Consider the following 22,412-nt stretch of genomic DNA (forward strand, 5'->3'; position numbering starts at 1 on the left):
ACGTATGCTCGTGAATCTGAATTCTAGTTTACTGTAAATTGATCCATGTTGTCATGCCAGTATCTGGTTCGAAGCGGGCAAAAGATATAGGAGATGCAGTCTGGTTGCTTTCATTCATCTCAGGGCTGTCTATCTGTAACTGACATTCTATCAAGAATGGGTTTGCTACTTTCCAGCTATACTTTTTAAAGGTTGCAACCATGCCGGCGACAACTTGAGTCGCGTGTTGCCGTGCTATCTCATTGTTTGGATATGATGACGAAAGAAGCAAACATGTTGCACCCTCCCTACCGAAAACGAGCAGTGATAGTTCAAAATGTTCTATGGCGAAATTCGGTTGTCTGGCGAGGTATTGTTCTACCTGACGTAAGAAGAGATCTTTGGTTAGCTGAGCTGGGTGAACTTCTTCAACCGTCATTTGTTTTTGCGGCGCAGGAGCCTGCGGAGGTTCGGGCACAACGATAACAAAAATTACAGATAAAACGATGCTCAGTGAGAGATAGGTGGTGAAAGCCATGGCCTTGTCTCTATAGTCTGGTCCGCACCAGAAAACTAATTTTTGTGGAATAAATAATCCCGCTATGGCGAGGATGAAGGCAGCTATAGCTGCATATACTAGTATAATTTCCACATCTGTCTCCTGCATTGATAATGTACCAGAGTTAAGAAGATAACAGCACAACGGCTAAACAAGCAATATGCTACATGGAATAGTGGTGATTATTACAACAATATTGATTTGAAGTGACGGTGTGAGCTTTCCTAAAGGCTTTGTTTGCTAAATTACTCAGTATGATTTATCCTACAAAGTAAGTCTATTAAAGGACTGATTAGATGTGCTGATTTTATTTGAGACTCGCCTGTATAATTTTTTCATGGTGTTCGTGGGGGATTAATGGATCTGATAACTCTCGGTAAAGAACCTATAAGCGTGGCCAAACCAGCGGGTGACGATGCCCGTTACGAACCGGAATATGATGAGCTTCAACAGCAGGTCGATAAGCTTACCAGCGTTACGGCTGACGGGGTTATTGATTGGAAGCAGGTTGTTAAACTTTGTTCGGCTATTTTATCCAGCAAATCTAAAGATATCAAAGTAGCTTCATATCTTGGTGTTGCTCTTTTGAACTTGAAGGGAGTTGAAGGACTTTCTGTCAGTGCTCAGATTTTGCTGGATATGGTCACTGAATATTGGGACAACATGTATCCTGCTAAAAAGAGGATGCGTGGAAGGTTTAATGCCATAAGCTGGTGGTCTGATAATGCCGAAAAATTTCTCACCACTTATGAGGGTGGTGACATTCCACAGGACACCGTTGATCTCTTAGCTCAGCGTATTACCGGTCTGGATGAAGCTCTTGCGGAAAAAGCAGACGATGCACCCATTCTTAGGAGTTTAGCTGATTATGCGAACCGTTTACCTGTTGAGGCTACCGAAGATCCAGAATCTGAACAGCCGCAGGATTCCGGTGCGGAACAGTCTGAGTCCGAAAGTAAGCAGCAGGTAAAAGCGCAAAGTGTAAGTGCTGCCACTACGACGCAGTCTGCACGATCTGATGGTATTTCTGCGGGAAGCATTAACTCGCCAGAGGAATGTCAAAGGCAGCTCAGCGCGGGGCTTGATTTGCTTTCTGCTGTTGCTGATTATCAGCTCGCCAATGATGTGGCGAATGTTGCTGGGTACAGGCTGCGGAGAATGGCTGCATGGCTTCCCGTAGTTGCATTGCCTCCTGCTGAGAAAGGTCTGACTATGATTCCCTCGCCTGATAGCTCGGTCAAAGACTCTATAATCAGCTTATTAAACAGCCGCGATTATATCGGAGCCGCTCAGGCCGCTGAGTCGAGAGTCGGCCAATTCCTTTTCTGGCTTGATTTAAGTCACCTTACCGTTCTTGCTCTTGAGGGTCTTGGGGAGGATTACTCAAACTCTAAGCTTGCGGTGGAGCTTGAGGTTAGTGTCCTGGTTAAAAGGCTTGCGGGTATTGAGTCTATGACATTTTCGGACGGAACCCCTTTTGCCGACACCAAGACGAAGTCCTGGCTGAAATCTCTTAATAGGGAGAAAGATGCGGGGTTTGGCGGAACCGCTGAGAAAGGAGCCGCAGCGGAAAAGATCTTTGCCGAAGCCGCTAAATTGGTAAAAAGTAAAAAAATATTTGACGCTGTGTCCATTATTCAGGATAGTTTAAATAGTAGTCCCTCTGGACATGAGCGTTTTTTGCTCAGGCTCGGGCTGATCCGGCTTCTTACTGATGTGGATCAGAGCGGGCTTGCACATGCTCATGCGGATGAAGTTATTGAGCATATCAAGAAGTTTCGTCTTGATAAGTGGGACCCGGAACTGGCTCTTAGAGGGCTTATGACAGTTTACGAAGCTCTTATAGCAGAGGGTGGAGATGAAGCAGCTCTCTTAGCGAAGGATACATTGAAGCAAATCTGCAGAATTAATCCTGCTGAGGCGCTTAAAATAGATGGTTTGAACTGAGGTTCGCTGGAATAATATTTGGAACGATTTATTGGAGGTCAAAAGCATGGCGAAAGAAGGATCCGTTGCCCCGAAAGAAAGGGTGAACATAGTTTATAAACCGGAAACTGGTAATGCTAAAGAAGAAGTGGAACTTCCTCTGAAGCTTCTGGTGCTGGGCGATTTCTCTCAAAAGAGCGATGATAGCATGGTCGAGGACCGTGACCCCGTTAATATCGACAAAGACAATTTCAATGAGGTTCTCAAAGCTCAGGATTTGGAGCTTACTTTGGGAGTTGATAATAAACTCACCAATGAGCCGGACGCTCAAATGGCTGTGAAACTTAAATTTGACAGCCTTAAAGATTTTGATCCTGACCAGATTATCAAACAGGTTCCTGAATTGCAGCAACTTATGGAACTGCGCGAGGCTCTTAAAGCTTTGAAAAGCCCGCTTTCCAATGTTCCTGAATTCAGGAAAAAAGTTCAGAGCTTGGTCAAGGACGCTGGTGCGCGTGAACGTTTACTTAAAGAACTTGGAATCGAGTAAGGGGGTCGTATATGGCTGAAGAGAAACAAGAACAACAGCAACAGGCCGCTGAAACTGCGACTGAAGGGTCTTTGCTAGACGATATTGTTGAAGCAACGAAGCTTAAACCGGACGATGAAGCCTATTCCGTGACCAAAGCCGGTTTGCAGGCTTTCCTTGAAGAGATGGTTAAGCCTGAGCGCGAAGGGGCTAAGATTTCCGGCGGGCTGGTTGACGATATGCTGGCTCAAATTGACCAGAAATTGTCTCTGCAGATGGATAGCATCATGCACAGCAAAGACTTCCAGCAGATGGAGTCTTCGTGGCGTTCGCTTAAATTTTTAGTGGATCGCACAGATTTTCGTGAAAATGTCCGCATTCAGCTGATGAACGTATCTAAGTCTGATTTGCTTGATGATTTTGATGATGCTCCGGAAATTACTAAATCCGGCCTCTACAAACAGGCTTATACTGCTGAGTATGGCCAGTTCGGAGGACAGCCTTTCGGGGCTATTGTCGGAAACTATGATTTTGGTCCCGGTCCTCAGGATATGAAACTTTTGCAGTACACAGCTGCTGTTGCTGCAATGACTCATGCTCCGTTTATTGCTGCTGCCGGAACTGAATTTTTTGGAATTGAAAAATGGAGTGAACTTCCAAATCTGAAAGATTTGAAGTCCATTTTCGAAATGCCGCAGTATGCAAAATGGAACTCATTCCGTGAGTCTGATGATGCACGAAATGTTGGGCTGACATTGCCTAAATTCTTGCTCAGACTTCCTTACGGACAAGATACTTTGCCTGCTAAGACCTTCAATTATCAGGAATCTGTAGCAGATGGCGACGATGATTTCTGTTGGGGGAACACTGCTTTCGCTTTTGCTTCCAAGCTTACGGATTCATTCGCAAAATACCGTTGGTGTGCGAATATCATAGGGCCACAGGGTGGTGGAGCGGTAGAAGATCTTCCTTTGTATCAGTATGAAGCTATGGGCGCGGTTCAGACCAAGATTCCAACTCAGGTCCTTTTGTCTGAGCGTAGGGAATACGAATTAGCCGAAGAAGGTTTCATCGGCCTGACCATGCGTAAAGGTAGTGATAATGCGGCCTTCTTCTCAGCCAACTCCGCACAGAAACCGAAGTTCTTCGGTACTAGCAAGGAAGGCAAGGAGGCAGAGCTTAATTATAAGCTGTCTACTCAGCTTCCATATATGATGATTATGGACCGTCTGGCCCATTATATTAAAGTTATTCAGCGTGAGAACATCGGTACGTGGAAAGAGCGTGGCGATTTAGAGCGCGAGCTTAATACTTGGATATCTCAATATGTAACTGAGATGGATAATCCAGCTCCAAGCGTACGTAGCCGCAGGCCGCTTCGCATGGCAAAGATAGAGGTTAATGATGTTGAAGGCGATCCGGGTTGGTACTCGGTTTCCCTAAAAGCCCGTCCTCATTTCAAGTACATGGGCGCAGCGTTTACTCTATCTCTGGTTGGTAAGCTGGAAAAAGAATAGTCTCTTAGGTTAGCCGGGTCGCCTTCCGTTTTGTGTAGGCGACATCTTAAATGTGTATTTGTAACATGAAATGACAAGGAGAAAGATCATGGCATTAACTTCATACATGAAAGTGACAGGCAAGACTCAAGGTCAGATCAAAGGCGATTGTACTCAGGCTGGTGATAAAAAAGACACCATGCTTATCTATGCTGTCGAGCATAATGTTGAAATTCCTAAAGATACTCACACTGGTCTACCTACTGGGCAGCGCATCCATAGACCTTTCACTGTGACTAAACATATTGATAATGCTTCTCCAAAACTTGCTCAGGCATGTTGTAAAGGCGAGCAGTTGACCGTTGAAATCGACCATTACCGTATTGATCCAACTGGTATTGAGAAAAAATACTACACAATCAAAATGGAAGAAGCGATTATCGTTAATCATCATGCATATAAACCTGTGACCTTCCTTCCTGATAATAAGCCTTATCATGATATGGAAGACATCAGCTTTACTTACTCAAAAATTACCTGGACCTACGCAGACGGTAATATTGAGTATACTGATGATTGGAAATCAAGCTAAGATACCGACTGTAAATTAAGCTAAGAAATTATAAGAAGGGCCCCCTTCGGGCCCTCTTTTTTTTATCGGGGTAATTGAATGAACGAGCAACGTCTGCTTGAGCGTATCAGGTTCATGGAACAGGATCCTGATTGGCGCGATGCCGCTGAACCGGGGCAGGTGGTTAAATCCATTCTCGGGCATTTGCGCATGATTCTGAACACGCGTCAGGGAAATGCTCAGATTGCTCCTGATTATGGCGTTCCCGACTTTACTTCTATGATCGGGGCTACGGGGCTTGATGCTGTCCGTGATATTGAAGAATCAATGACTGAGGTCATTCTTAAATATGAACCTCGGTTAGAAAATGTGAATATTCAGTTTATACCTGAAGATGATATGCCACTTTCCTTACAGTTCAAGCTTCAAGCAAAGCTGAAGCTTGAAGGGCAGGATATGCCTGTCGTTTTTGAAACAGTACTCGATCCTGATGGACGAATTATGGTTAAAGATAGCTAAATAATATGATCGAAAAGTACTACCAAAGAGAACTAACGCATCTACGCGAACTGGCTGTAGAATTTTCTAAGAACCATCCTGCACTGGCGCCAATGCTGACTGGACCGGGTTCCGATCCTGACGTTGAGCGTTTGCTGGAAGGCTCTGCTTTCATGTCCGGTATGATAAACCAGAAGCTTGATGATGAATTTCCCGAGATTGTTCACGGTCTGGTGCAGTTGGTTTTCCCTCACTATTTGCGGCCTATTCCGTCCACAACGATCGTTAAATTTACTCCTAAGCCGAGTCTCATGGAAACCGTCCACATTCCGCTGGGTTCTCAGCTTTCTTCTATTCCTGTTAAAGGCACTAAGTGTACTTTTTCTACGACCTTTGATGTGGAGTTGCACCCATTAACCATTACCAAGGTTGATATGGTTCAGCGGGCTGGCACATCCGGAACGCTGACTCTAGGATTTGAGTTAAAAGGGCTAACACTTGATGAGTGGGATGTTTCACATCTTCGTTTTCACTTAACAGGCGGCTATGCGTCCGCTTCAAGCAGATATAAAACCCTTTTTAATTCCATACGGGGAATACGTGTTAGCGGTTCGAATGGAGCTGTTGCAATGCTCGGTTCTGGGAGCCTTAAGGCTGTCGGTTTTGAAGACGAGGAAGCCCTGCTCCCTTATCCCTCTCAATCGTTTCCGGGCTATCGTATTTTACAGGAATATTTCATTCTTCCGGAAAAATTTCTCTTTTTTGATGTGGATGGTCTTGATAATTGGAAAAACCGCGGAGATGGTAAAACTTTTGAAATTGTGCTGGAGTTGGACAATCTTCCTGCAGAGTTGCTCGATTTTACTGAGGAACATCTGTGTTTGTACGCAACTCCTGCCATTAATCTTTTTCAGCGTGATGCTGAGCCAGTAACTCTTGATCATAAGCGACCAGAATATCAGGTTATACCTTCTGGAGGGTCGGGGGGAGATTATCAGGTTTATTCTGTAGATAGCGTAGTTGGATATGTTCAGGGAACAGTTGAAGAACGGCCATATAAGCCATTTCAAATGTTTAATCCAAGGTCGGAGGAAATGCCTGTTTACACTGTGCATCACCGCCGCTCGTTGGTTATGGACAAGACAAATCTTTACCTATCTGTGGCCTACCCGACTCAAGGGAAAGCTCCCAGACTCGAAACTTTGTCCATGTCTTTGACCTGCACTAACGGGAATTTACCTGAGAAACTTCGTTTCGGTGATATTTCAAAGCCGACATCGACATCGCCTGAGTTGGCTACTTTTGAAAATATCCGGCAGCCGACTTCACCTGTTCAGCCGCCCCTTGGTAAGAACTTGCTTTGGAGATTGTTGTCGCATCTGTACATAAATTATCTTTCAGTTGCAGATGTCGATAGCCTGCGCGCCATGGTCAAACTCTATGTATTTACCGATACCCGTGACCGCGGATCAGTAGTGGCGAATACTAAACGGGTTGAGGCTATTCAGGGCATGAAGTTAAGCGAGGGAGATAGGCTGGTTAAAGGTCTTGTTATGCGCGGGCGCGATATTCAATTGTCGCTTACCTGTGACGGATTTGCCAATAGTGGCGATCTATATCTTTTCAGTTCTGTAATGAACAGGTTCTTTGCAGGATATGCTTCTGTGAATTGCTTTACCCGCTTAACAGTGGAAGATACTTTAAATAAGGAGCGATATCGGTGGAATGCGATGATCGGCGATCGCCCTCTTCTATAACGGGCAAGCTACTTGATAACCCGACCGCCTATTCTTTTTTTCAGGCCATCCGATTATTGCGCCTGCATTCTAAGAGCTGCACGGGTAAGGATCTGGAGACGTTTTATCGCGACCATCTTCGGGTGCGTCCGCAGTTGTCCCTTGGATTTCCGGCTACGGATCTTACTGAGGTTACGGAAGAGCTTTCAAAGGACGGCGATCGTTATCGGATAGAAGCAACTTTCATGGGTTTGTATGGGGCATCATCCCCTATGCCCATATTTTATACTGAGGAGCTGCTTGAGGAAGCCTCGGAAGATAAGTCTGTAACCAGAGACTTTATCGATATCATAAACAATGATGTTTATGTTCAGTTTTTCCGCGCGTGGTCCCGATCCAGATTGATGGTGAAGGCTGTTGATGAAGAAGATAGTTCGTGGCTGGAGCGTTTGAACTGTCTGCTTGGATTCGGCCATAAAGAGGTTTTAGCCTCAGTTCCCGAGGAGTGCCGCCGGTATCGTCACATTGGGCTGTTAACTCAGTATCCGAGAAGCGCACTAGGGCTCAAGACTCTCCTGAAAGATTCCTTGGATCACGATAAAGTGCGCGTTGAGCAGTGCGTTTTGCGTAAAGTTAAACTTCCCGAAGATCAGCGTTTTTCGCTTGGCGTGGATTCTAATATTCTTGGAGAAAGGTCGTGGATTGGCGAAGAATTAGATGACCGTATGGGAAAATGTGCGATAGTTCTTCGTGGTTTGGATGCTGTACGGTATCATGAGTTATTGCCGGGGGAAGGTGAAGGTAAGAAGCTTGATAATCTTGTCCGCGGTTATCTTGTAGAGCCGTTTAAATATGATCTTGTTCTTGAAATGAAGCCCGGCGAGGCTCACACTGCGATTCTTGGCGGTGAACAATGGTCTGGCCTTGGCTGTGATTCATGGGTGTTTTCAGGAGATCGATTGGAACATGCTGAAGCCACTTTCCCCAATGAGGGCGGACGCGTATCAAGTAGCTAATTTAACGCTGTAAGACTAAATATTAGTGAGAGGGTAAAAGTTATGATTAATGTTGATATAAAAAATCTGCTTTCCAAACTTAACACCTATAGTACTAACGCTCTTCATAATGCCGCCGGACTTTGTGTCTCGCTCACCCATTATGAAGTTTCGGTGGAACATTACTTTCTCAAATGTCTTGAGGATGTTAATAGTGATTTACCTCTCATACTCCGCCAGTACGGAGTTGAAACCGCAAGGCTCACGGCTTCTCTGTCTGATGTGCTGGAAGATTTCAAAACTGGGAATTCCGGTAAGCCGGTATTCTCACCCATGCTTATTGAGCTTTTCGAGGATGCATGGCTCATTTCATCTGTAGAACTTGGCGATAGCCGCATTCGCTCCGGCGCTGTGCTATTAGCTTTCCTATCTAAACCAAATTTTTACGCCTCTGGTGCGTATTCTAGCCTTTTAACAGAAATAAGCCGTGATTCATTGCTTAAAGATTTCTGGTCTATTGCTAAATCTTCTGTGGAGCACAAACTTCCTGCTGCGGCTCCGAGCGGCGGTGGTGGCGGATCTCCCGCAAAAGGTGATGGCGGATTCCTCGAGCGGTTCTGTGTAGATTTCACAGCTAAAGCTGCGGAAGGCGGCATAGACCCTGTTTTCGGGCGTGACGCTGAAATGCGCCAGATGGTGGATATTCTAGCTCGTCGCCGTAAGAACAATCCTATTCTTGTTGGTGAGCCGGGTGTCGGTAAAACAGCTGTAATCGAAGGGCTGGCCCTGCGTATTATCGAAGGTGATGTTCCTGAAATCCTGAGCGGAGTTTCGCTGGTCGGGCTTGATATGGGGCTCCTTGAAGCTGGCGCGGGCATGAAAGGAGAGTTTGAGAATAGGCTGAAAGGGGTCATTGACGAGATCAAGTCCAGTGAAAAGCCTATCATTCTATTTATTGATGAAGCTCATACTTTGGTTGGAGCTGGCGGTGCTTCCGGCGGTTCCGATGCTGCCAATTTGCTTAAGCCTGCACTTGCCCGCGGAGAGCTGAAAACATGTGCGGCTACCACTTGGACAGAGTATAAGAAATATTTCGAAAAAGATCCTGCGCTGGCTCGTCGTTTCCAGCTTGTTAAGCTTGATGAACCGTCCGTTGAAACTTCAACAATCATTTTGCGCGGACTGCGTGAAAGTTATGAAAAATCACATAACGTGATTATTCGTGATGATGCGTCCGTTGCTGCGGCAGTCTTTTCTGACCGTTATATCGCAGGGCGTTTCCTGCCGGATAAAGCGATCGATTTACTTGATACAACTTGTGCGCGGGTTAAAGTTAACCTTTCCGCTAAACCTGCTATTTTGGAAGATTGCCAGCGCTCCGTTCAGGCTCTTGAACGGGAGAAGAAGGCCGTTGCCCGTGACCGCACTAATGGCGTTGAAGTTGACGAAGCGCGCTGTAAGGAAGTGGATAAACTTATCGCCGACAAGACTAAAGAAGGCGATAAAATTCACGAGCATTGGTTAAAAGAAAAAGATGCGGCTCACGCTGTGCTTGATGTGCGTAAGCAGATTCAGGACGCAGGCGAAGATGAGGCCGAGATTAAAAAGCTTAAAAAAGAATTAGCCAAGCTGGATAAAGCTCTTGCCAAGTTGCAAGGTAAAGATCCTATGGTTCAGATAGAAGTAACACCTGATCTGGTCGGACGCGTTGTTTCAGACTGGACTGGTATTCCTGTGGGTAAGATGGCTCGCGATGAAGCTAAAACTGTTGTTGACCTTGATGTCAGACTCCAAGAGCGGGTCAAAGGTCAGGACCAGGGGCTTGAAGCTATTGCCGAAGTTATCCGTGCATCAAAAGCGGGAATTAAAGATCCCGATCAGCCCATTGGAGTATTTCTGATTGTTGGGCCTTCCGGTGTTGGTAAAACTGAGACGGGGCTTTCTTTGGCAGACTTGCTATTCGGTGATGAAAGGTCCGTAGTTACCGTTAACATGAGTGAATTCCAGGAAAAACATACTGTTTCCCGCCTCATCGGTTCGCCCCCGGGCTACGTTGGTTATGGCGAGGGCGGCATGCTTACCGAAGCTGTACGTCGCCAGCCTTACAGCGTTGTTCTGCTTGATGAAGTGGAAAAGGCGCATCTTGACGTTATGAACACCTTCTATCAAGTTTTTGATAAGGGAATTCTGACTGATGGTGAGGGAAAAGATATCAGCTTCAAAAACACCATTATCATTTTGACTTCCAATCTCGCTACTGATGTTATTCAGGAAATGACCGGAGGCGAAGGTGAAGATGAAATGCCTTTGGATGCGGTGGTCGGGGCAGTCAGGCCGATTCTTTCCCAGCATTTCAAACCGGCACTTTTAGCGCGTATGAATGTGGTTCCGTATGTATCTCTTAATCCAGATGCGATGAAACTCATCACGACACTAAAACTACACAAGCTCGAAAAGATGCTGCTTAATAATAACAAAATGAAACTGACCTACGACGAAGCTGTAGTTGATCAGATTGCGGCTCGCTGTACCGAGGTAGAGACTGGAGCACGTAATATTGAATATATTTTGAATGGAAACGTTTTGCCGCAGATGTCTAAGGAAATTCTTGGACACATGACTGAAGGTGGCATGCCATCGGCTGTTCACCTCGGTATTGATAAAGACGGCTCGTTTGCCATGGATTTTTCTAAGGACTAAAAGGCAACATAAGAGGGTATTATTATGGCTGAAAATTCCAAACCTAAATTCCTGTTTGAATCTAAAGCGGTGGACAAGAACACCTTCACTGTCGTCAAGTTTAAAGGAACCGAGGGGCTTTCTACTATTTACCGTTTCAGTATTACGCTGATTTCGGAAAAAGCTAATTTGGACTTGGATTCCATTCTGCAAAATCCCGTGGAATTCACAATTAAACGTGATGATGGTGATATTCCTTTTAAGGGAATTCTCAGTTCGTTTGAACAGATGCATCAAGCCGCCGGGATTGTTTTTTATAGAGCTGAGCTTGTTCCCAAATTGTGGTGGACTACTCTGACTCATTGCAACCAGATTTTTTTGAACGAGAATGCGCAAGGCTTTATGGATGGAGTCCTCCAGAAGGGAGGTCTTAAGCAGGGCCTTAATTTTGATTTCAAGTTGCAAGCTTCATATCCTTCATGGGAATATATCTGCCAGTATAATGAGTCTCATTTCAATTTCGTATCCCGCTGGATGGAACGCTATGGAATGTATTATTATTTTGAGCAGACCGATCAGGGCGAGAAAATGATTATTACCGATACTCATATTTCGCATTCGCCCATGTCTCAGGGGACTTCTTTAAGCTATTCACCGCCCAGTAATTTAGATTTTACCAAGCGTGAGGAGATTGTTAAAAATTTCATGCTTAAACAGCAGCCATTACCTAAAAAGGTGTTGCTGAAAGATTATAATTATCAAAAACCTAGCCTTGAAATGAACTGTGAAGCGGAAGTTTCTCCTCATGGTATGGGCGAAATATATCTCTACGCAGAACATTTTTTAACTCCTTCGGACGGTGACAAGCTGGCGAAGATACGTGCGCAGGAATATCTTTGCCGTGAAAAGGTATTTCATGGCGTGTCCACTGTTCCATACGTTCGCACTGGGTATGTTTTTGAGCTGAAAGACCATTACCGTCAGGATTTTAATCAGCGTTATCTGACCACAGAAGTAACCCACGAAGGCAGTCAGGAAGCGTATCTCGTGTCGGGACTGGGGATGCATTTGTCTGAGGGAGAAGATAGGCTCTACTATCGTAATACTTTCACCTGTATCCCTGCCGCAACGCAGTACAGGGCAGAGCGCAAATCGTTTAAGCCGAAGTTCACAGGATCAATGAACGCTAAAATTGATGCTTCTGGAAGCGGTAAATATGCTGAGCTAGACAGTCAGGGCAGGTACAAAGTTATTCTGCCTTTCGATGAGTCCGGCAGGCATAATGGTAAAGCTACAACATGGCTACGCATGGCTCAGCCTTATGGCGGTTCCGACCATGGTATGCATTTTCCGTTGCATAAAGGCACGGAAGTTTTGCTGACCTGTATTGATGGTGATCCGGACAGGCCGATTATTCAGGCGGCAGTTCCAAACCCCGAAACTCCAAGTTTAGTTACAGATAGTAGCCAGACCAAGTGCATGATTACCACTGGCGGGAAGAACCATATTCACATGGAAGATCAGGCTGGCAGTGAGCGCATATTGATGCATACTCCCAAGTCCAACACCTGGGTTCGGATGGGGACTCCCAACGATCCCCCTGGCGGGGATGAGGAGACCCCTGGCGAGGATGGCACATGGGAGCGTGAAAACGAAGGTGGCGAGGATGGGTATAAACTTAATACTTCTGCGCACATGTCCGTATTTGCCGGTTCTTCAGCCTCAACGATTCTAGGGAACGAGTTTAAGTTCATTGGTGGAAGCTCGGAAGAGGTCGTTGTCGGTAATGATACAAAAGCCTTTTTAGGATTCAAAGAAGATGCTGTTATAGGTCTTGAAACGGGACTCAGTATTGGTGGCGAGATGAAATTTGCACCGTACCATACGGTTATTTATGAAGATGAGACTAAACTTGAAGCAACAATTACAGAAATAGCAGGTGAGAAAATAAAAACTGCTTTAGAAGTGACTAAATTAAATGGAACCAAGACTACGATGAGTGCGGAACTTAATAGCTTGCGGGGTGAACACAATACTTTAGTCGCCGAGCATAATAAATTAGCTGGCTCGACCCAGAAGCTTGCGGGGGAATCCAGTAAGCTTGCTGGGCAGGTTGATAAAGTCTGGGGTGAAATGAACACCGTTGCTGGGTGTCTTACTAACTTGTGCGGCGAAGTTACTGAACTTAGTGGGGATAAAAGCTCGGTTATAGGGGTTATGTCCAAAGCTATTGGTGAAACAACTAAGTCGATTGGTGAGCAGTCGACAGTAGTTGGGCAAACCAACGAAGTTGCAGGTGAAATGAATAAAATTGCGGGCCTGATTACCATGATTTAACGCGGGAAATGCATGAAGATATTCAAAGAAAAACAGCACTCTTTCTTCCCGCGCCCAATCGGCATTAAAGATAAAAATTATCTTAGTGTCGGGATCATGTCGTTTTTTGACCTGAATGATCCCGATAATTTGCTGACTGAGCAGGAGTTGTGGAAGACTTTGCCCGGAGAGCTTGGGCCTAAACCTATTCTTGATCAGGGTGTTCCAAAGCCACGCGGTGAATTTTTGGTGACGGGTTCATGTCATGCTCCTCGCGGAACGAGCCGTCCTGCTTCACAGGTGCGGGTGCGCGTTGGTGAAGTTGATAAAAAACTGAATATTTTTGGCGATAGGTATTGGAAAAAGGGTCTTATTACAGAGGCTGAACCTTTTGTGGAAATGCCTATTGTTTGGCCCACTGCTTATGGTGGGGATGGGTTTGCAAAAAATCCGCTAGGTAAAGGTATTCATAAACTGCCTATGCCGGATGGCTCTATGGCTGTGCCTCTTCCGAATATCGAACTTCCTGATCAGCAGATAGGTTCGCCCGGTCAGTCTCCCGATCCCGCAGGGTTTGGGCCGCTTGACCTTATGTGGCCGCAGCGTTTTGCTAAGAACGGCACCTATGATGAAAAGTGGAAAAACGAGCGCTGGCCGTTTTTCCCAGATGACATGAATTACGAATTTTTCAATATGGCTTGCGAAGATCAGTTCATTGATGGCTATTTCAAAGGCGGCGAGCCTGTTGTCATCGAGAATATGAACCGTGATTTTCAAGTAATAGAAAGCTCACTTCCAAAGCTCAGAATGCGCTGTTTTGTCACCTTAAATACTAAATTTAAGCCGCACACATTTCCTGCGGGCGCGCTTCCTTCGCATGAAATTAGCGAGACGGATGAATTTCGTGAGGTCTCTACAAGGCTGGAAACGGTTTGGTTTTTCCCTTCTATCATGCGTGGTCTGCTGATCTATCGCGGAACGACTGAGGTTATGGACGAGGATGGCGCGGATGTTATGCGCGTGATGATTCGTCACGAAGATCAGGCTGAGGAACCTAAAAGTATCGAGCAATATAGGGATTTACAGATTAAGCTCCTTGATCGTGGTGTGGACATGGATATGTCCAAAGCTGAGGAAACCGTGAAAAAAGCTCAGACTTCCATGCTCAAGGTTAAAAATATTCCAAAATTCGCGGATGATATTCGCCAAAAGGCGCTCGGAAATAGACCTCGTATGCCTGCTCCCTCTCCTGAAGAAATGCTTGCTAAATCTAAGACCATGATTGCAGAGCATACTGCCACGCTCGATAAACTTGAAGCCATGGCAACTAAGATGCACGCGGAAAAGGGGCATTTGGTTGCGATTAATCTTGGTATATTCGATAAATTCAGAACTACGCTTGCTACTATTGGACAGAAGATTGAAGCTACTACAGGCAAACTTTCTGCGGCAAAAGTAAAGCTGGAGACCGCGCGCAAAGCCGCTCTCAAAGATGTTTCCGGCGGTTTGAAAAAGATTAAACCCGCACATCTGGAGAAGGCTGGAATAGATCCTGACGAGGTCATTTCCCCTGATTTTCCACTCAAGAAAAAGGTTAACCCTTGGCATGATCGCGGTTTTCCTTTCGTGGTGCAGTGCCGCAAAGATCTAGAGGATGACCCTGAAACTTTGCGAAAACTTACGGATCTTGGACTTCAGCGCAAGACTCTGAAACGTGCGTGGCTTGGTGTTAATAACTCGGAAATTCTGGAAGCCCCAAAAGATTGGGGACTGAAAGGAGATAGCGAATTTTCTCTAGCCGCTGGGCTTGTATTTCCTCGTTTTGACGGGCCGGTATTAAACCGTATTCAGAGTTATCCTGCATATTTTGAAAGTGATAAAGAAAGCTTAGTTCCTGGCTCAGATGAAGCCCCCTTATTTATAGCGAGTTCAACTCTTATAGATTTGCCCTCAATGCCAGCCGCAGCAGGTGCGCCTGTTATAGCTGTTGCTGATGAGTTGCAGGCTATTTTTATGGAGCAGGAAGTAGGTGATTGTTGCTCAATTATTGCGCTTGGCTCTCCTAAAGATAAGCCGGGTAAAGAAGCCGCTAAGGAACTTAAAAACGCTCAAGCTTTTTTAATTGTACAGCCAGAAAAGTGGAACGAAGATAAGAAACTAAATGCTGGCTGGGAAGATTGGATTTCCGCTCACAAAACCGCTGTTCCACTGGAACTTGAGCATGGTAAAAATGTTTTTGAATCTCGCAAGGGCGGTAGTGATATCAGGCTGTGGGTGCTTGATCATTTGCCTGCGGCGTATGCCAGTGAGCATACCGTTGATATGGGAATGCCACCGAAAGGCAAGCCTCCAGGAGAAGGTTTTCTTAAAGGGTTTAAGCCTGTTTTTCCTGATGTGAAAGCTTTGGCTAAAGGGATTAATGCTGAAGTAAAAAAAGCTATGGAAGCCAAGTTTGCGCCCATTCATGCTGAACAGGCAGCCGCGCTAGAAAAGATGAAAGCTGTTGCTGCTAAGTACACGAAATATGGTGTTGATCCCGCTAAGATTACTATGGATGGACCTGCTGTTCCAAAGACTTCTCCTACAGAATTAGGAAAGAAGATTGCGGATAAGATTAGAGGTAAGGCTGCGTCCCTTAACAAGCGAGGAATGCTGACTCCCGAGGCTGCAGAAAAGATGGAGATTTCAGCCGCTAAAGCGCAATCCATGGGCATAGAAGCTGATGCTAAGAAAGCTAGTATGCTTGGTAAGTTAAAAGTTAAAAAGTTGGAATTGAAAGAGGGTTTGAAAAAGCTTGAGGCCAAAGATTTACCGGGTGTAGCCAAAGAAAAATTTGAGAAGCAAGGTCTTGATCCCGATGCAATTCGTCCTTTGACCCGCGAAGAAGTACACCGCATGCATGATCAGGGTAAGAGTATTGCTGGAGCTATTTTGACTGATGTTGATCTGTCAGAGCTTGATCTTGCTGGCGCGGACCTGACAGGTTGTCGGCTTTTGAGAACAAATTTTACGGGTACCTGTCTGGATAATGCGAAACTTGTGCAGGCAGTGGGCACTGATACTAATTTTACAAAAGCATCGCTCAAAGGCGCTGATTTTAATCGCGCTATGCTGAATAAATCTATTTTCAAGGAAAGCGATTTGAGCGGGGCGCAGGCAAAGATGGCTGCTTTCAAAGGTAGTAGTTTTGCCGGAGCTACTCTCGATGATGCTGATTTCCATATGGCAATTCTTGAGAAAACCGATTTTACCAAGGCCAGTTTGAACGGTGCTCGCATCAGTATGTGTATGGTCAGCGGTAAGGCGGATAATGCTAATTTCCGTAATGCGGATATCAAAAAATGTATCTTTAAAGAAAGTACTCTCGATGGTGCGGATTTCGGAAAGGCATCTATACACGAGAGCCTGTTTAATGGTGCAAAAGGTAAAAAAGTGAATTTCATAGGAGCTAATCTGGATAAAATCAGAACCGGCCGTAATGCGGAATTTCCCGATGCTAATTTCACGGGCGCGACCTTAAGAAATGCGGGACTTCGAGAGACTGATTTTACCGGCTCAGATTTCCGTGGGGCCAATCTTGAAAGTGCTATGATCGATAATAGCAGGTTGGTGCGAACGAATTTTAATGGTGCATCTGCCAAGGGCGCACGTTTTACCAAGAGCAATCTTGAAGGAGCGAGTATGCGCGCATTTAATTTGTTCATGGGTGGCATGCGTAAGGCCCGTCTGGTTGATACTGACCTGCGTGGTTCAAATCTTTTTGCCGTAGATTTTTATAAATCGGTAGTGGGTGGGACTCGCTTCGAAGGTGCGAATTTAAAACGCAGTCAATTGCACGGCAAAGTAGACCTTCTGGATGATGAATCATGAGCACTTTAACCCGTGATCAAATATTATCGGCAATAGCTGACAACCAGACGTTGGAAAACGTAGATCTGACCGGAGCTGATTTATCTGGAGTGGATCTCACTGGCGGTCGTTTTCATGATGCCATTATGCGCGATGTTAATTTTTCCGGTGCTAACCTCCTAAAAACGGGCTTTAAAAAGTGTGACTTCGCAGGAGCAAACTTCGATGGAACGGATCTAACAAAGGTTAACTTTCAGGGCATGAGCTTTGTCGGTGGTTCATTTAAAGAAGCCAAGATGCATATGTCATTGCTTCAGAAAACAGATTTCTCGGGCGCGGATATGCAAGGCGCAGAACTTTCGTGGTCCATGGCTCAGCATTCTAATTTTGAAGGTGCGGACATGCGGTCCATGAAGATTTTTAAATCCGTGATGTCTCATTCTAATTTGAATAAGGTTAAACTGGCGGGAGCTAGTCTTGATCGCGTCGTTTTTAATGGATCTACCTTTAAAGGTGCTGAGCTTAAGGGCGGCACGTACTTTAAAGTAATGCTCCGCGAGGCTGATCTTGAGGGACAGGATATTTCGGGACAGCTTTTTTCACAGGTCTTGCTAGATAGAGCTAATTTGAAGGGCGCAAATTTATCCGGCACAGATCTGAGTATGTCTAATTTTATGGGCGCTGACCTTTCGAAAGCAAATTTGTCAGGAGCAACGGCCCGTAGTTGTATGTTTAACGGGGCTGTTGTTCGCGAAACCAATTTCAGTAATGCTGATCTCACCAAAGCATATTTTGGCGGGGCGGATGCGACTATGGCGGACTTTTCAGGCGCAACAATGGTTCACGCTATTTTTGCCAAATCCATTTGCCACGTAACCCAATTTGTGGGCGCCAAACTGCAACATTCTGATTTTTCTCATGCTGACTTGACCCACGCGAATTTTACTCGTGCGTCTATGTACCGATCAAAAATGCATCGGGCTGTGGACAAAGACACTAAGTGGGATGGCGCTTCTCTTATTATGCTGCAAGGCACGGACAAAGATCTTGAAGAAGCCGAGAACTGGCTTCACGATTTATAGTTTTTCAACTTTGGAGGATATATGGATAATCTCGCTAGAAAACACGAACAGGCTAATCCTCATTTGGAATATGGACAGATTGTTTCCGCAGGTGGAACCGTTATGGTTGCCACAACATTTGGAGACATTGAAGCTAAGCGCGCTGTTAGTTGTTTAGTCAGGCCCGAAGAAGGCGATTCTGTGCTTTTATCTGTGGATGCAGAAGGCGGAGTATGGGTCTTATCTGTGCTTGTTCGCGCTGGAAATTCTCCTACTGCGCTCGAGCTTGAGGGCGATTCCGTGCTTCAAGTAAATGGTGGTAGTTTAACCGTTGCGCCGGAAACTGAGCTTAATTGCATCACTGGCAAAGCTGCTTTGCAGTCAACCGAAGTGGAGGTTGCGGCAGGTAGCGTTTCCCTGACTTCGCGTATTTTCACAAGTAATATTGAGCGGGTTAAAAAGGTGGCTGGAACTGTTGATGATATCAGCCGTGAATTCACCCGTCGTGTAAATAATTATTTCAGATTCACAAAAGAGCATGAAGATTGTCAGGCTGAATCCCGTAGACAGCTTGTGGACGAAACTATGACTATTCATAGTAAAAATACGGTTATAGTTTCCGAAGAGCATGTTAAAATTGACGGCGAACTCATACACATGGGCTAGGAGGAAGATATGTTTGCATTAACTCAAGGTGCGGGGATGGATATGGGGTTTCCGGACGTCTGCCTGACTCCGGTGGGGCCAGTGCCTGTGCCGATTCCGTATCCAAATATTGCTGAGTCCGCGACCACAGCTCCGGCTGCGTATAATGTGCTTATCGATTGTATGCCGACCTTAAATCAGGTGTCGCTTGGTTTGGTTAGTGAGGGTGACGAACCGGGAGTTGAGATGGGAGTAGTTTCTCATCTTGAATCGGGTCAGACTGAATATCTTGTGGGTTGCATCACCATTATGGCGGATGGTTTGCCTGCACAGCGGTTGACCAGTGTCACGGGGCAGAATTGTCTCGCAGTCCTGCCTAATGCCCCGGGAATGTGTATCTGTCCTAGTCAGGTTACTGTTCTGACTCTCGGATAACCAAGAGGAATTCATGACTAAAAGCGTTTTTATATCTATACTGGAAAAGGACGAGGCCAAAGGAAAAGGACTTTTTCAAACGGTGACCCGCTATGGGTTAGCTGTGAACGGGCATTTCTGGTCTGATAATCTGGAAAAGATGGAATGGGCCGGACCTGTTGCCGAAATGGATAAGCCGGAAGTTGGCGTATGGTTAATCAAGGGAACCAAGGCTAGCTTTGCAAATCCTGATATTCGGTTCGGACTCGGCCTTTTGGCGGCAGGAGTGCAAGCTCGTCGTGGTTATGGCTTTCCGATTGTCTGCATTTGTGAAGATGGCGATTTGGACGTGCAGACGTTGCCGACCATGCTAAGAAATGCAGATGTTGTAGAAGAATCCAAACTTGGGGCTAAGCTCGCTGCAAAAGCTAATATGCCTATTAAAAAGGTCGAGCCGGAATACCGTTTTGACTTATATCCATTGCCCAGTCTTGGTTTGTGGCTGGAAGTCGGTCCTGCTCCCGGTCATTCGTGGAAGGGCGCACTGCTTGGCGTTTCTGGCGGAGAAATTACGGCACATGGGACTGGTCCTGCTGGAATGTTGCCAGAGAAATGCGTGCTGAATTTCCCTATGAAGGGACTGAAGCTTGAACTTGGCGGTAGTGAATATGTGGGCTGGGCTGTGAAAAATGAGCTGAGCGAAGGTGAATCATATTTTGTGAAGGTAACCGGAACACCGGATAGCCTGCTCTTTGGTGAATTTTCGGAAGGCGATGATGCGGAATTATTCTCGCTGTCGCTGAAATAGACTTCTGCTGCTGTTGGTTTTTGTATTTAGCGGTAAATAAGCCTGAGAAACATGTTTTCTTACCAGCTGAATCCGAAGGTGAAAGGCTGGCCTCCAGTGAGAATCTCAGAATCAGGAGTGAAAGTTATTTCGAGCGGTATAGATCCTTCGGTGTTTTCGCCAGCAGTTATTTTCAGATTGCTTGGGACGGACAACCCTAAAGCTTGCATGAATAGGGATATGGCCTTGGCTAGGTCAATTTCAATATCAACTATTTCATCACCATGAGTTTCGGAGAGGCGGATGATAAAACCCGTCAACTGTGAAAGAAACATTCTGAAATTTAAAGGACCACCGTCCATTGTTATTGATGTGGTCACAAAAACCTGATCTTTGCCCGGTGCGGCCACAAGTGGTAAAATTCCCGCCTGTTTGAAATCCGTTCTGCGCTCTGAATCAAGCATTATTTCAAGTGGTGCCGGAGAAGAACCCTCGGTTAACGGCAGGTCTTCGATGCGGACAGATCCACGGTCGGAAAAACGCGTTGGGCGAGCATGTGTTGCAATGCTCTTGCCGCATAACGCCCCGATTGCCCAAGCGGAGCTGGACCATAAAGGTGTTGACTCAAATTGATGTTTCGGGCGGGTCATTATTCCGCTGACACAAGGCACAATCCAGCCTGCGCCGGATTGGGTGCGTAATGTTTTCCAGCGGCCATACTCAGCACCTTCAAGTAAGCTCGGAATAAAACGGACGGACTTAAGCGCCTTCCAATCTGATATTTCCAGAAATTTCGGACCAATGGGGATAACTGCCGGAGCAAGCATGGTTTCCGCAAAAGTCATGATTCGCTCAAGTTCCACCATAGCTCGCGGAGTATTGATGATATGTTTATCTACAAGGATAAGGTCGGGCGGAGTGTCAGCTAATCCGCTTTCGAGCATATCAAAAACGGGGATGCAGTCTCCTTTTGGTAGTGGAACCAGAGTTAGATTAACCGTAGGCTCGGTTCCTGATGGAATTTGGCGTGTTAGCAGTTCTGCTCCGCGCCATGCGGCTTCCATCATTCTGAAATTTAGGTCAGCGAAAATAGTTTGCAAAAGTTTATCGTGAATGGCGTCGATTTGATCGCCTACACTGGTGGAACCACTGCTAATAGGCGAACTTGTTTCATTTGCGTCTGTGTCCACCATGGATAGGATGTCGTCAATGGCGCTGGCTTTTGATTCCGATTTGCGGGAGCTGGTAGTTGCCGGAATTGTTATAAGCTGTGCTGTGCGCGGGTACTTTACCTCTAGATCTGCTGGATTTCCCCCATTTTTGACATACGCTTTTGCCTCGAGAATTTCTTTGATGAAGAGGGTGTTCTTAGATATATTCTTTGGTCTGAAATCAGCCATTTTTTTAATAGTTATTGCAATATTTCCATCTGCGCAGAGAGTTTTATCCACTGGGATATTAAGAGTCGGAGCAATAGCGGCTACCGCGTCGTTTAAGGAAAGTGAATTTACCGTTACGACTGGAGGTTTTTCTGTATCCAGTTCTGGAGAAAATGGTCCGAATGCTAATATTGAAAAAGGCGGTATTTCTATGTGCATAAAATCTCCTTGAGCGTGCTGGTGCACGGATATTTATGTCAGCATAACGGAAAATCAAGCACATTGGAAACAAGACATATAAAATAGTTGAATAATAAACTCAGGCATCGACATTAAATTAGATTATGTGTACGTTCTTTATTAAGTATTGTTTTATGTTTTGATGTAAGTGGTTAGTTACTTGGAGGTAGGTTGTGGTACTCAGGTATTTGATATTACTTTGTATGTCGTTCATATTTGTAGTTGCCGGATGCGGGGGGAAACCTAAGCCCGTAAATCCGACAACAGTGACTACACCTGCTAAAAGTCCTGACCAAATGAAATGGACTTATCAGACCGCTGCTATTTCTCTTAAGCTCGGTGTTGATAAAGAATTAAATCAATATGATGGGGACCCGCACACACTGCTTTTGTGTGTTTACCAGTTGTCTGATTTGAGTAAGTTTAACGAACTTGCAGGTAGTTCTACTGGCCTTAGTAAGCTATATAACTGCACAAGTTTCGGTCCGACTGTTACCCAAGTAAGGCGGGAGTTCATTCAGCCCGGAAAGAATGCGACTCTTACTATGGACCGGGCTGAAGGGACAAAGTTTGTCGGGGTTGCCGCGGGTTATTATAATCTGCAAGGGTCCGGAGCGACTAGAAACTGGCAAATTCCTATGGATGTAACAAGTACAGGTATGCTTTGGTGGTCAGATACTTGGTATGCTCCAGCTAAGCTGGATGCGATGCTGATTCTTGGTCCACAAGAAATACAGAAGGTCGGGGAGTAAT

General features: G+C 45.6%; 17 protein-coding genes. 15 read left to right on the top strand and 2 right to left on the bottom strand.

Features of this window, described 5'->3' with window-relative positions; all coding sequences use genetic code 11:
• Positions 1–28: 28 nt before the first annotated feature.
• Positions 29–631: a hypothetical protein gene (locus tag BR06_RS0110460; RefSeq protein ID WP_031482694.1), complete on the bottom strand. Its 603-nt coding sequence runs from the start codon at positions 629–631 to the stop codon at positions 29–31.
• Positions 632–895: 264 nt separating this feature from the next.
• On the opposite strand from BR06_RS0110460, the gene tssA reads away from it, so the two are divergent.
• From tssA to BR06_RS0110530, 14 genes are all read left to right on the top strand, one after another.
• Positions 896–2,485 (top strand): type VI secretion system protein TssA, encoded by a 1,590-nt coding sequence (gene tssA / locus BR06_RS0110465; RefSeq protein WP_031482696.1) that lies wholly within the window; start codon positions 896–898, stop codon positions 2,483–2,485.
• Positions 2,486–2,531: 46 nt separating this feature from the next.
• Entirely contained in the window at positions 2,532–3,014 is a 483-nt protein-coding gene (gene tssB, locus BR06_RS0110470; protein ID WP_031482698.1) for a type VI secretion system contractile sheath small subunit, read from the top strand.
• Between the two features lie 11 nt (positions 3,015–3,025).
• On the top strand, positions 3,026–4,510 hold the full coding sequence (tssC, locus tag BR06_RS0110475; RefSeq protein ID WP_031482700.1) for a type VI secretion system contractile sheath large subunit: 1,485 nt from the start codon (positions 3,026–3,028) through the stop codon (positions 4,508–4,510).
• 88 nt (positions 4,511–4,598) lie between these two features.
• A complete protein-coding gene (locus BR06_RS0110480; RefSeq protein ID WP_031482701.1) occupies positions 4,599–5,081 on the top strand; it encodes an Hcp family type VI secretion system effector in 483 nt (160 codons plus the stop codon).
• A 78-nt stretch (positions 5,082–5,159) separates the two neighbouring features.
• The gene (tssE, locus tag BR06_RS0110485; RefSeq protein WP_031482703.1) at positions 5,160–5,579 is read left to right on the top strand and encodes a type VI secretion system baseplate subunit TssE; all 420 of its coding nucleotides are present in this window, start codon (positions 5,160–5,162) and stop codon (positions 5,577–5,579) included.
• A gap of 5 nt (positions 5,580–5,584) precedes the next feature.
• Entirely contained in the window at positions 5,585–7,315 is a 1,731-nt protein-coding gene (gene tssF / locus BR06_RS0110490; protein ID WP_031482705.1) for a type VI secretion system baseplate subunit TssF, read from the top strand.
• A complete protein-coding gene (gene tssG, locus BR06_RS0110495; RefSeq protein WP_031482707.1) occupies positions 7,279–8,310 on the top strand; it encodes a type VI secretion system baseplate subunit TssG in 1,032 nt (343 codons plus the stop codon). Before tssF ends, tssG begins: the two co-directional genes overlap by 37 nt.
• Before the next feature lie 42 nt (positions 8,311–8,352).
• Positions 8,353–10,989 (top strand): type VI secretion system ATPase TssH, encoded by a 2,637-nt coding sequence (tssH, locus tag BR06_RS0110500; protein WP_031482709.1) that lies wholly within the window; start codon positions 8,353–8,355, stop codon positions 10,987–10,989.
• A gap of 24 nt (positions 10,990–11,013) precedes the next feature.
• Entirely contained in the window at positions 11,014–13,305 is a 2,292-nt protein-coding gene (locus BR06_RS0110505; RefSeq protein WP_031482711.1) for a type VI secretion system Vgr family protein, read from the top strand.
• Positions 13,306–13,317: 12 nt separating this feature from the next.
• Positions 13,318–17,154 carry a DUF2169 family type VI secretion system accessory protein gene (locus BR06_RS0110510; protein ID WP_031482713.1) on the top strand — a complete coding sequence of 1,279 codons (3,837 nt, stop codon included), beginning with the start codon at positions 13,318–13,320 and terminating at the stop codon, positions 17,152–17,154.
• Positions 17,151–18,215, top strand: a complete 1,065-nt coding sequence (locus tag BR06_RS0110515; protein ID WP_031482715.1) for a pentapeptide repeat-containing protein — start codon at positions 17,151–17,153, stop codon at positions 18,213–18,215. The genes BR06_RS0110510 and BR06_RS0110515 overlap by 4 nt, the downstream gene beginning before the upstream one ends.
• A 21-nt stretch (positions 18,216–18,236) precedes the next feature.
• Entirely contained in the window at positions 18,237–18,860 is a 624-nt protein-coding gene (locus tag BR06_RS0110520; protein WP_031482717.1) for a DUF3540 domain-containing protein, read from the top strand.
• A 9-nt stretch (positions 18,861–18,869) separates the two neighbouring features.
• Entirely contained in the window at positions 18,870–19,274 is a 405-nt protein-coding gene (locus BR06_RS0110525; protein WP_031482719.1) for a DUF4150 domain-containing protein, read from the top strand.
• A gap of 13 nt (positions 19,275–19,287) precedes the next feature.
• Positions 19,288–20,061, top strand: a complete 774-nt coding sequence (locus BR06_RS0110530) for a hypothetical protein (RefSeq protein ID WP_031482721.1) — start codon at positions 19,288–19,290, stop codon at positions 20,059–20,061.
• 59 nt (positions 20,062–20,120) lie between these two features.
• Here BR06_RS0110530 and BR06_RS0110535 read toward each other — a convergent pair whose 3' ends face one another.
• Positions 20,121–21,638 (bottom strand): type VI secretion system contractile sheath domain-containing protein, encoded by a 1,518-nt coding sequence (locus BR06_RS0110535; protein ID WP_031482724.1) that lies wholly within the window; start codon positions 21,636–21,638, stop codon positions 20,121–20,123.
• A 194-nt stretch (positions 21,639–21,832) separates the two neighbouring features.
• Between BR06_RS0110535 and tssJ the strand changes: the two genes are divergently transcribed.
• The gene (gene tssJ, locus BR06_RS0110540; RefSeq protein WP_235727710.1) at positions 21,833–22,411 is read left to right on the top strand and encodes a type VI secretion system lipoprotein TssJ; all 579 of its coding nucleotides are present in this window, start codon (positions 21,833–21,835) and stop codon (positions 22,409–22,411) included.
• The last annotated feature ends 1 nt before the right edge of the window (position 22,412 follow it).

The sequence above is a fragment of the Maridesulfovibrio frigidus DSM 17176 genome, from assembly GCF_000711735.1.
Lineage (GTDB): Bacteria > Desulfobacterota > Desulfovibrionia > Desulfovibrionales > Desulfovibrionaceae > Maridesulfovibrio > Maridesulfovibrio frigidus.